We start from the raw sequence: 11,636 nt of genomic DNA, 5'->3' as shown, positions 1-11,636 counted from the left end.
ACTGCGTATGGTTTAAATGCATTGCTTTTATGGCGCTGTGTTTTTGTGAGTGGTACATGCCGAAAGTGACTCGATAGCTTGAGACGTCTAGTTTATGTGCAGCTGATTCATATCAAATTCTTTAGAGTGTTGATATATTTTTCAGCAAAATTTAAAGCGTTATTTCTTTTTGTTAGTGGGTCACAGTATGAAAAGACAAAAACGGAACTTTTTTCTGTTGAATAAGTGCTCAATGATATTGGATGGGCGCCGTGAGTTTGGAGTGAGGTACCTATGATAGGTTCAAAAAAATTCATGTGCACACCCAGGGATTCCAGGTTACCCAAGTTGGATACGCATAATCCTTCAAGAAAGTAGGGATTGTTGGTTTCGTATTTTTCAACCCACTCAATAATATTCCCTAAATCATAGTTCTTGTGAAAGTTAAACTTACAATATTCGCCGGACTCTGCCTGCCGATCAAGTTCAATCTGTAAGTGCTTTGCCAGCTCCCAGGTGTTCTCGATATCGATATCTGGTGTAACCTCAAGAGTAGTAACTGCAGAAAAGGTACCAATAACGCTTAACTCGATTCCGGTGCCGCATAGGTCGCGGACATCCATGGGTAATAAGATTTTGATCCATTCTCTGTGATTTGGCAGTATGTTTGATGCCTGGATGGCAATAGCACAAAAAAGCGCACTAGGTCTTACTTTGTGTTTTCTGCCAATAGTTGCAACGTGAGAGAGTTCCTCCATAGGAAATTTGCGATATAAAACATGGCCCTGCCGTTCAGTAACAAAAGCGGCTTCTTCTACTGGCCATTTAAATAAATTTTCCTTAATTCCAGATGTTTGCTGGTTGGAGAAATGCTTGCTTGAATCAAAGTAGGTCTCAATAGGGTCGTATAACGGCTGTCTATCTAACCTGAATCTTCCTTGATCCAAAAAATACAAATCTAAAATATAGAATATGATCCCGGCAGACCGGCCGTCCAATGCAGCATGATTGCTGACCATAGATATGTAGTCGACTTTACCGAGTGAATTTAGATAGAAGGAAAGAGTATATGTACATGCTTCAACATTGAGTCCTGTTTTACCTCTGCGAGTATATTCATACTCAATATTAATGGGTGTTGAAAGCTCCTTTATTTCTATAGGAATATCCTCAAAGGGTACATCGCAATACCAGCGCAGTTGCTCAGCTGACTCAACACGAGCCTGTAGAAGGGGGTAAATTTTATGGATTAAAGAAAAGGCAGTTTTAAGTTGCTCGACACTCAGTGGAATTAGAACTTTATAAAAGGAAACCAGCAAGGTTCCCCCGCAAGTTCTCCTGGCTAGCTCGGTAAATAATGCTTCTTCAGGCCCCAGCACCCTGGAGGACTCTCGGCTGGACATAGGTGCTCTTTCCAAGAACAGATTGACTTAATGTCAAACTTAATAAAATAGAAGTTAAGATGCAAAAATATTGATACCTAAATATTGCTTGCTTATCTATATATACTTGTTCGGAATACATAAGTGCTGGCTAAGATTTGTCGTGGCTTGATCTAAGATTGACTGGTTTGAGGTGCATTACTTGAGTAGGGGTATGGGGCAATAGCTCCTTTGGTATACATGTATGCCTTTCAATAAAGCTAGTAACGTCGCCTCCTTTCGGTAGGTTACATTAAAAAAAGTACTGAATTTTATATGGTTTATTGGCTTAAGGTTGATGTTTGGTGAAATCTATGAGATGTACATGATATGACAGACTGTACTTGGTTGGCGTTGCCAATATTTCCTTGCATTGATTTTTGGTGGTCACTTGTAGTGACCAATTGATTCTTTGTTGGAGAATCGTATATAAGGTGAAATTGTTTGGGGGTAGCCTTGGCTGATTAGGGAGTAGTGGGCGCCTTTGCTTTTGTTCGTTTTTTTAAGTCAAGGGTTAGTTCTCAGGTTTTAAAAGCCTCTTGATAGTGTTGATGAATTTTTCTGCAAAATTCAAAACGCTATCTCGTTTTGTGAGTGGATCACAGTACGAAAATATAAATACAGAATTACGTACCGTTGAATAGGTTAGTAGTGAGATAGGGTGAGCTCCATGTGTTTGAAATGGAATTGCCGTGATGATTTCAAAGTGCTTCATTGCTGTGCCAAGCGCTTTCATGCTGCCTACATTAGATATACACATTCCTTCAGAAAAGAAAGATTTCTTTTCCTCATAATCCTGAGCCCATTCAATAATATCCTCGAGTTTATATTTCTTGGGGAACATGAACTTGAATGGTTCTCCTTCTTCCGCCTGTTTATCAAGCTCAATCTGTAAGTGGCGCGCTAGTTGCCAGGTGTCTTCTATATCTATATTGGGCATGATTTCAAGAGTGGTTGCTGATGAAAAAGCACCTACTGCACTTAATCCAATTTCAGTGCCGCAGAGTTCACGAACATCCATGGGTAGTAAAATTTTTATCCAATCTTTATGGTTGGGTAATATTTTGGATGCTTGAATCGCAATGGCGCAAAACAGGGCGCTTGGCCTTACCTTGTGACTTTTCCCTATTTTTACCAGTTGTGAAATTTCTGCAATCGGAAATTGCCGATATATAGCATGACCTTCACGTTCTGATACAAAAGCAGGTTCCTCTACGGGCCAATTAAAAAGTTCATCTTTTTGAGAAGATGGTTTTTCATGGGCAAAGTATTTAGGGGAGCTAAAGTAGCTTTCGACAGCTTCATAAAGTGGTTGTCCGCCCAACCTGAATGTTCCTTCATCTTTAAAGAATATGTCCAAAATACAGAATAAAGTCATCACTGATCGGCCATCCAAAGCTGCGTGGCTGCTGACTAGTGAGATCCATTCAACTTCGTCATGGGAATTAATATAGAAAGAAAGTGTATATGTGCATTTTTCAACATCAAGGCCCGTCTTTCCCCGACGATTGAATTCAGCCTCGAAATCAAGAGGCCCCTTCAATTTTCGAACCTCAATTGGAATTGACTCGAATGGTACGTCGCAGCGCCATCGAAGCTTGTTGCCGGACTCAACTCTTGCCTGTAAAAGTGGGTAGATTTTATGTGCCGATGCGAAACCACGTATCAATTTTTCAACGCTAAGAGGAGTGAGTACTTTGATAAAGGAGATTACTAATGTCCCCCCGCAAGTTCGCCTTGCCAATTCGGTGAACATAGCCTCCTCTGCACCTAATACTCTGGAGAGCTCTGTAGCTGGCACAAAGTACCTCCTTTTTAAAGCCCATCCATATCATGTAAAGTAACTTGAATAGGCTTGAATCGCAAAAAACAATTGCTTAAAGGTAAATGGCTGTAGATTTGATTTTGGATACTTTGTTGCAGAAGAATAGTTAAGTGATGGTAAGTTGTACTAACAATAGTTTTATTGGTGCGGATTTTAATTTAAGGGTTTTTCCAGGAAAATTGTTGTTTATTGGTCTGTAGCGGGTTTAGTGAAGTTCTTTACATTTGCTTTTACCCTACTGGGAGGAAGTAGACTTACAGTTGGGTTTTGGACAGTAGCTTTGTGGTCAGCATGTTGTAGTTGATGTAAGCTGTGGGTGAGTGCTCTTAGTAGGGGGGTATCTTTGCTCATACACTGGTTGCCCCTTGCTGAGTAAGATAATTTACACATCTTATATAATTTATTCTGACTGGGCTTTTAAAATATGCCGGAACAACTCTTTACACTTTTACCTTTTTGGCCTGCGATACTTGGAGCTGTAGTACTTTTTTTTCTGGCTAAATCCATCGTGATAGTAGAACCAAAGCAGTACCACTTCGTGCTATTTCTTGGTAAGTACTGGAAAACTGCCACCCCTGGTTTCAACTTGATTATTCCCTACCTTTCCTGGGTAGACAAAAAAGCCTCAACGGCTCTACACGAAACCCCTGTTGAGTTGAGCCTAAAGACCAGTAATCATGTTACATTTGGTTTGATTCTAAAGGTTCAGCATCAGGTGTCATCGGATGTGCAGCTTGCATACAAAGCTCTCTATGATCTAGAGAATTACCAGGCACAGCTGAAGTCGTTTGCAACAGATGCAGCTATTCCTGTTGCCAATGGCATTGAGCTGGAAGACGTTTATAACAAAAAAGAACATATAGCTGACAAGGCTAAGGAGCGCCTTCGCCAATTTTTCCACGATTTTGGTGTAGAGATTGTCGATGTATTATCAGATGAGCCGCGGCTACCCAAGTCGGTAGAAGTTCAGGCTAACAAAGTTATGGAAATGCAGCGGGAGAAGCAGGCCGCTACCTACGAGGCTGAGGCGATCCGGGAGCGCGAAGTGGGTAAGGCTAAAGCTGATGGCGAGTCCGTAAAGATTCGTATGGAGAAAATGGGGGAGGCACGACGGGTATATGCACAAAGTGCAGCCGAGGCTATTAAGGTTCTCACCAGCGCTGGTACCAGTGCAGACGAAGCGTTGCGCTTTATGACTGCCATTGCAGATAATGATGCGCTGGTAACTGCTGCACGTCACGGTAGTACTGTGGTAATGGCTACCAGCCAGGCGCAGCAAGTACCTGTCGCTTTGCCGTTACCTGATAAGTCGGCTGCGGTAGCAAAACAACGGCCGCTGAGAGAGCCCGAGCCTGTCTAGTAAGGTCATCCGAGGGGTAAGCCTATGGGCTTATCCTTTGGTAGCTTCGGGGTATCTTGATAGTACTTTACTCCGATAGTTGATGTCGTACTGCTCAGCGCTACAGTACTTGATATTCTAAGTGGTACAACTACAACATTTTTCATGCTCCTGGCGCTGCTTATATTGCTTTATCAGTTGTCTTTGGTCGTAATTTGAGTCAATGGGCCGATATGATCTTTGCTAGGGACCCTCTGATCAACGAAGCATTTTTCCAGAATTAAGCTGAGCTGCTTGAAAAATTCACTTTATTACGCACAAACGCGTAATTTGCGCGTAATAGTCCACTAATTTTTCATCTGAAACCCTCAATAGGTGGATTTCAGGCGAACCACCCCTAGGCAGCCAAGTATTTTCTCCCTATTATTAAGTTGGTAAAGCCTGCCAGTAAGCACAGCCTCTCAGTATTTTTTACCAGTCCCCGATAGCGGACCTTGTCATAACCAAATACCCGTTTGATGTAGCGGAAGGGGTGCTCGACCTTCGCTCTTATCTGCGCCTTGATCTTTTCCGCTTTACGAAGTGCATCACGCCCTGGAAGAGTTTTTAGCTTGCTCGGCTTCATTGCTATATACCAATCCGCCTCCCGCTCTTTCAACTCTTCACGTTTCTCCGCACCAATGTACCCAGAGTCTCCCCAGATTCTTTTCTCCTCCCCGTGGAGAACTCGCTCTGTAGTTGTGACATCATGCGAATTCGCTGCTGTTGTATCTATGCTATGTATTACTCCGAGCACATCATCAACCCCGATATGCATTTTCATTCCAAAATGCCACTGATTGCCTTTCTTTGTTTGATGCATTTCTGGATCACGTTTTTTCTTTTTATTCTTGGTTGAAGTTGGCGCAGAGATAATAGTGGCATCTACAATCGTACCTTCACGCAGTACCATGCCATTCTCAGCAAGATGCTTGTTGATTTCATCAAAAAGAGCTGCACCTAGCTGATTGAGCTCCAGTAAGTGGCGAAAGTTAAGAATCGTTGTTTCATCGGGAATTGGGCCGCTCAAAGTCAATCCAGCAAAACTACGCATGGATTCAATTTCATACAGTGCATCCTCCATAGCGGGATCACTGAGATTATAAAATAGCTGCATGCAATGAATACGGAGCATGACACTCAATGGATATGGCTGTCGGCCACGTTTGCCTTGTGGATAGCAAGGAGTGATCTGAGCTTCTAGTCGCTGCCATGGGATGAGGGCTTCCATTTGAGAAAGAAACTTCTCTCGGCGAGTTATACGGCGCTTTAGCTTATATTCTGCTTCGGCAAAGGTGACTTGGTGCATAATTCATCGTAGTCTTGATGGGTAGGTGAATATTACCAATATTGGCTTGGAATTATTCAGAGGTTCCCTAGGCATTTTACCGGCGAGTCCAAGCCGGCTAGTCCCGACTATGGTTGGCCCAAGTTAAGGTATGAATTGATTGTATTTATAAAAACACTGTTAGCCTGCGTAATCACCCTAGCTCTCATTCGAGCAATGACATGAATGATCGGTAATCTAGATAAATCATTTGCACTTTATATGTGGGATGATATTTTCAAAGCACTCTTATTTTTTTGGCATATTTTTGGCCCTGGATGGAGGACTATGTTTCGCCTGTTTAGAAGGCCATTGAAGCACAGCTCTTAGAGTATTTTGTGCTATTGCTGTTTCGAAGTTCTATTATGACTCCTAGTGTGTATTTGGTCTGCATAGCTAGTGGCGGAAAATTATACGTGATATCGAAGCTGTCAAGTTTTTACCTGGAAGATGATGCTCGTATTATGTCTCGGAAGGGCAAGGTATCGCTATTTTGTGGTTTGTTGGTATTGGGCAGGAGTATTGATGTCCACTATCGCGCCAGTATTGGTCTCACATGAATTTTTGCATCTCAAGAAGTTATTGGTAGGGTAATGCTTGGAGGGGGTCCCAGCTGCTAATAAATAAGAATAATATGGTTTTTTTGATTTTGACCTAAGAGCTAGGGTAAGAGGTGCAGCTATAGTAGCTCATATATATTATCTTGCCGCGGCTGCTTAAAGAACCTTATTTGTCGGGGGCAGAAATGCACCATCACAAATTATTCAGTGACAAGAGTGAGCTTTATAAGACTGCTAGGCCAACCTATCCTCCAGAGCTTTATAAGTGTCTCTCAAGCTTGGCTCCATCAAATAAACTTGCCTGGGATTGTGCTTGCGGTAGTGGTCAGGCAGCGATAGGATTGGCTAAACTATTTGGTAGTGTGTACGCAACTGATATTAGCGCCGAGCCAATAAAAGCGGCTAAAGTTCACCCTAATATTCACTATCAAGTAGGACCTGCTGAGCAGTGTGACCTGGCAAATGAGAGTTGTGATTTGGTTTGTGTAGCCCAGGCGTTGCATTGGCTTAACCTTGATGATTTTTGGCCCGAAGTTCTAAGGGTTTTGAAGCCAAAAGGTATTTTTTCAGCTTGGAGCTATAACTGGCCAGTCTTAGATGGAGATCTGGCTCAAATATTCAATGAACTTATTTTGGGTCCAATAGAGACGTACTGGGCTCCACAAAACAAATTGCTCTGGAATCACTTTAAGGATATAGACTTTCCTTTTAGTGCTATACAGGTTTCGAAGCCAACTATGGAAGCAGTCTGGGACCTGAATGAGTTTTTTTAATTTTATACATACTTTTTCGGCCGTGCGGAGATGTATAGATGGCATGGGTGGTGAATTTATGGAGCGGGCCTACCGTAAGGCTAAGGAGGTTTGGAAGATACCTCAAGAGAAAAGAGTGATAGCATTTGATTTTGTGCTCTATGTAGGGTGTAAGAAAGGTTGGTGATAGAGAGATATCGCTATCACTAGATCAGGGCAGTAGAAGTGCTTTGCAAATCTGTATTTAATTTCAATAGTAACTTATCAAATTAGAAAATATCGGGGAGTTAAAAATGTCTTATGCAGATGGATTTGTAGCAGCTGTACCCTCAGATAATAAAGAAGAATATATTAAGCATGCAAAAATTGCTGCAGAGGTATTTAAAGAGCAGGGGGCTCTAAAGGTTGTTGAAACTTGGGGTGATGATGTTCCAGAAGGCGAATTAACCTCTTTTCCTTTGGCCGTAAAGTGTGCTGGCAATGAAACTGTAGTGTTCTCCTGGGTCCTCTGGCCTTCTAAAGAGGTTCGAGACTCTGGATGGCAGGCGGTTATGGATGATCCGAGGATGAACCCAGATCAAAACCCCATGCCATTTGATGGTAAGAGATTAATCTATGGTGGCTTTAATATTATATTGGATGAATAAGGCATGTTTGTGGGTCATTGCGGAATGTCAATAGCTTAGTTTGAGTTGCCTTTGAGGTAGTATTTTATCGTGAATTGAGTAGTGCGAAGGTTCCGTTAATGATTGATACGTAGTTGTATTTGGAGTGCAGCTACACCTGAAGAGGGTGGATATATTCTGCAGCTTAGTTGGGCTTCGTGATTCTCGAAGCTGGTGGCGACTATCCACTGCCTAAAGAAAGTGAAATTGCATTTCACGGCTTCGAAGATGGTCTTAACTTCTTTAGTTTGGTAAATTCGTCAAATCCCAATATCGCAATGTGGTATTGTTTAGGTCTCTCCCAGGAAAATTGGGTAATCCTGGTTAATGGTATGACTATAATTCCTACCAATCTTGCACTATTTATCCTGGTCGTTTAGGGTGGATAGTGTTGGGCTGGTGGCTTTGGTAGAGATATTTCTCTCTTAAAGAGTGTATGTTTGTTAAGCGCTTGCCCCCTCTACGGACCCGACGACCTTGGTTACAAGTAATAACGCCATGGTAGCCTCACGACGGACTTGTCAGGTTGGTGTTTGGGGGATAGTAGGAGTTTGCTCTCCACATCGAATGATCCGGAACATGTGGTTAGTGTTACAGCTATATTGCACGGTTGTGTATTTTATTCAATGCTCAGTAGATTTAGGGTGATTATTGTTATCGGTTTTATTTGGTTCATTATCGCTCTTTTAGATTTGAATGTACCTATATTTAGGGGGTAGGCTTGTCTAATATACATAACTCTCAAAGCTGCCAATCCACGGCTATTAAATTTCTTTTTTCCACTGCCTACCCCCATGATCGATCGCCCACGCTGTAAATGTAGGGATTATCTGCAAGTACACTTATTTGATACGCTAGAGGAATCGAAGACAGTCAGGGTCGGAAGTATTGGCTGTATTGGAGCTCCAAGTATTATTTAAATTAGTGCAGGTGGGATCGGCAAATGGGTCCAGCAAGTCGAAACCAACATTGTCTGTAGATATATTGCCTCGAATTACATTGTCGACACTTCCTGACTGCTCTATATATATTCCCTGGTCACCATTATATTGGACTGTGTTTTGGAGGATTGTATTGCTAGAGCCGCTGTCGGAGATCTCAATACCATCATCACCATTATTGGAGGCAATGTTTTGGGATATATAAGAGTTGTTTCCATTAATGACGATTCCGCCACCATCATTGTTTTCAGAAATATTGAATGATATGGTTGCTCCTGATCTGTTTAGATCAATTCCGTCATCTTCACTGCCTGCAGTATAATTTTGGATAATAGAGGCTGAGGCGCCATTAATTTCGATGCCTTCGTCACCTGCCCCATTAATTATATTTTGTGTTACTGTAGTGAAGTCGCCACTGGCATCTATGCCATCATCACCATCCACCCCATTACTAGTAATAATATTGCCCTGTATTAGATTGTTATTACTCTCTGCTCTGATTCCGTCATCGAGGAGAAAATTAGTGATTTGTGTGTGAAGAATTGAGTGTAAGCCGGAGCCGGCTACCAGAATGCCCCCTGGACAATTCTCTACGCTCCCACCGATAACTTGACGAGAGGTACCCTCAACCATTATACCAAATTGTCCAGTTTCTCCAGCTTCACCGACGCATGTGATTCCGCCATCACCTGACATATACAGGTTTCCTGAGGGGCCGGTAATGGTTAAAGCGTAAGGGTTTTCTGGTGTTAATTCACATTGTAAATTTTCTGTAAGAGTGGTAGGTGAATTAATAGTATCAAAACATTCAACGGCAAGTGATTGAGGGGAAAATATAACGGCTGAAGTGCTTACCATTAAGTAGATGGGCACAGTCAAAGACTTGGAAAATTTGATATTCATTGATGATTCCTTCCATGTAATAGGGTATTAGTGGGTTTAATTTATCCTTGTTTTTTAGGTGTCCTGAAATGGTTTGCTTAGGGTCTTCAATGCAGTTTTGTGGTTAAAGTGGGTGGCTGTTATTACAGCAATAATTCTGCTTTATGTGGTTGTTTCTTTCAAATATTTATTTGGAGTTTTGAGATTGTTGTAATTATATTTTTTTATAAGTCTTTGGATGTTTCCCTTGGTCTATGAGGTTAGTCTTGTCCGGGAAGTGCTGGTGTTGATTTTTAATATTTATATGGAAATGTTTAGTGTCGGTTGCCCTATATAGATATTGAGAATTAGTGGGTGTAATTATCTTGTCTGATACTTGTCGCCTCAGGTAATACTTTTTGAATTCCTTTAAGATCAATACTCCGGGTAGTTTTAAATGGCAATCTGGGTAGGGACTATGATCAAGGACTGGGAGTGATAGGCTCTAAAAACCATGTGGTTTAGTGCTTCCACATGAATATCTAGGGGGTGGACAATTTTGTGATGCCTCGAAAGTCCCATAGGGAAGCCTTGAAGACCGCAGTTGCTGCACTGTGACCCTGATGGCATTCGTTGCATGCTGCGCCTAATGTCTGCGACCATCAATGCCTGCAATATACTGTAGAATTATTTTGAGGCCCCTATTAAAAATTGAATTATGGCGCTTTAATAAAAACTGTTCCCAGTTGTATCTCCTCATTTGATTAGTGTTGTTTTACCTTCTGGTACCTTTCCGCCAATTTCGTGATCACGATTAGAGGTGCCTTATGCCCTGAATTGGCCAAGAAGGTTAAACGGGATGTCCGGAAATCCGGCGCTGACCAAGCAACAGTGATCCACCAGTATTTTGAGTGGTAAGCCCAATACCGGCCTCTTTTTTAAATATAATGGAATGGAGTGCTACCATCTTGCAATGCAATCTTTCGCGCTTCGGCTCTATATCATGCTCTCACTGGAATAGTTGACAAAAATGTAATTATTCATGATGGAAGTGGCTGTAATCTCCATAAATAAAATGCATCTTCGATGTTTTCATTGTTTCGTCAATTTACCGATAAATATTTCGCGGATTGGGTTGCAGTATTTGATAATGGTTATAGGGAGTGGCTTATTAATATATCTTGCCTATAGCTGATGGCCTCTTGTTCGTAGAATGCTGCCAGGATAGGAGCAGGTATGGTTAGTGTTTCAAGCAGGGAAAGTACGTCTGACTCGCGAGTTAATATACTCAGGGGTACTTTTATTAATCTATTTGCTAAAATAGTTACCTGGTTTAGCCGAGCTCTGAACTCAGGCTGACGTGATTTTTATATTTTTGTAGGAAAGGGGCTGATAGGTACGAGTTTGAGTGCTGAATAATGGTTATTTAACGATCATGCTTGAAAGTATTCGCTTAGGCAGCGGATAAACTTTGTGATTACCCTGAGTAAAAATCGTGCTTGGAAAGACAAACCTCTCATATTTCTGTCTACATCCTCCTTTCTCCGTGGGTAAATTGTTATTGAGTGTTATCTCAAAAAACTCGCTGATGGTTAATTAACCCGAATAAGTTGCTGTATCTAAAATAGGAGGAGCTGACCTCCTCGAATGGCTCCAGAGCCTGGTGTCTAATGACTTATGACGCGAAAGGTAGTCTTTTTTGGCTTCTGTTGACTTTCCGGTACCTTTCCACTAGTTTCGCGACCACGATTAGAGGTGCCTTCTGCCCTGAATTGGCTGAGAAGGTTAAACGGGAAGTCCGGAAATCCGGCGCTGCCCCCGCAACGGTGATCCACCTGTATTCTGAGTGGTAAGCCCGATACCGGCCTCTTTTCTAAACACGATGGAGCGGAGGGCTACCATCTTGCAATACGATCTTTCGCGCTTC

General features: G+C 42.0%; 8 protein-coding genes and 1 riboswitch. Of the genes, 4 read left to right on the top strand and 4 right to left on the bottom strand.

What is annotated here, in order from left to right:
* Nucleotides 1-107: 107 nt before the first annotated feature.
* Together ACJJIN_RS07250 and ACJJIN_RS07245 are read right to left on the bottom strand one after the other, a co-directional pair.
* Nucleotides 108-1,382: a hypothetical protein gene (locus ACJJIN_RS07250; protein ID WP_444897496.1), complete on the bottom strand. Its 1,275-nt coding sequence runs from the start codon at nt 1,380-1,382 to the stop codon at nt 108-110.
* Nucleotides 1,383-1,914: 532 nt separating this feature from the next.
* Nucleotides 1,915-3,201, bottom strand: coding sequence for a hypothetical protein (locus ACJJIN_RS07245; RefSeq protein ID WP_444897495.1), 1,287 nt, complete (start codon nt 3,199-3,201; stop codon nt 1,915-1,917).
* Between the two features lie 532 nt (nt 3,202-3,733).
* Here ACJJIN_RS07245 and ACJJIN_RS07240 point away from each other — a divergent pair.
* Nucleotides 3,734-4,585, top strand: coding sequence for an SPFH domain-containing protein (locus ACJJIN_RS07240; RefSeq protein ID WP_444897494.1), 852 nt, complete (start codon nt 3,734-3,736; stop codon nt 4,583-4,585).
* A gap of 376 nt (nt 4,586-4,961) precedes the next feature.
* On the opposite strand, the gene ACJJIN_RS07235 is transcribed toward ACJJIN_RS07240, so the two are convergent.
* Entirely contained in the window at nt 4,962-5,912 is a 951-nt protein-coding gene (locus tag ACJJIN_RS07235) for an IS5 family transposase (protein WP_444895065.1), read from the bottom strand.
* Nucleotides 5,913-6,660: 748 nt separating this feature from the next.
* Between ACJJIN_RS07235 and ACJJIN_RS07230 the strand changes: the two genes are divergently transcribed.
* From ACJJIN_RS07230 to ACJJIN_RS07220, 3 genes are all read left to right on the top strand, one after another.
* Nucleotides 6,661-7,263 (top strand): class I SAM-dependent methyltransferase, encoded by a 603-nt coding sequence (locus ACJJIN_RS07230; RefSeq protein WP_444897493.1) that lies wholly within the window; start codon nt 6,661-6,663, stop codon nt 7,261-7,263.
* A 272-nt stretch (nt 7,264-7,535) separates the two neighbouring features.
* Nucleotides 7,536-7,889, top strand: a complete 354-nt coding sequence (locus ACJJIN_RS07225) for a DUF1428 domain-containing protein (RefSeq protein ID WP_444897492.1) — start codon at nt 7,536-7,538, stop codon at nt 7,887-7,889.
* Between the two features lie 176 nt (nt 7,890-8,065).
* The gene (locus ACJJIN_RS07220; protein WP_444897491.1) at nt 8,066-8,287 is read left to right on the top strand and encodes a hypothetical protein; all 222 of its coding nucleotides are present in this window, start codon (nt 8,066-8,068) and stop codon (nt 8,285-8,287) included.
* A 474-nt stretch (nt 8,288-8,761) separates the two neighbouring features.
* Here ACJJIN_RS07220 and ACJJIN_RS07215 read toward each other — a convergent pair whose 3' ends face one another.
* A complete protein-coding gene (locus tag ACJJIN_RS07215; RefSeq protein WP_444897490.1) occupies nt 8,762-9,751 on the bottom strand; it encodes a right-handed parallel beta-helix repeat-containing protein in 990 nt (329 codons plus the stop codon).
* Between the two features lie 1,694 nt (nt 9,752-11,445).
* Nucleotides 11,446-11,593: riboswitch (cobalamin riboswitch) on the top strand.
* Nucleotides 11,594-11,636 lie beyond the last annotated feature (43 nt).

The sequence above is a fragment of the Microbulbifer maximicatervae (SeqCode) genome, assembly GCF_052467505.1.
This window is presented reverse-complemented; position numbering and strand designations above follow the sequence as displayed.

Bases quoted from the DNA above. Each gene is read 5' to 3' on its own strand.
- ACJJIN_RS07215 (WP_444897490.1), bottom strand. From the start codon at position 9,751: ATGAATATCAAATTTTCCAAGTCTTTGACTGTGCCCATCTACTTAATG.
- ACJJIN_RS07235 (WP_444895065.1), bottom strand. From the start codon at position 5,912: ATGCACCAAGTCACCTTTGCCGAAGCAGAATATAAGCTAAAGCGCCGT.
- ACJJIN_RS07225 (WP_444897492.1), top strand. From the start codon at position 7,536: ATGTCTTATGCAGATGGATTTGTAGCAGCTGTACCCTCAGATAATAAA.
- ACJJIN_RS07250 (WP_444897496.1), bottom strand. From the start codon at position 1,382: ATGTCCAGCCGAGAGTCCTCCAGGGTGCTGGGGCCTGAAGAAGCATTA.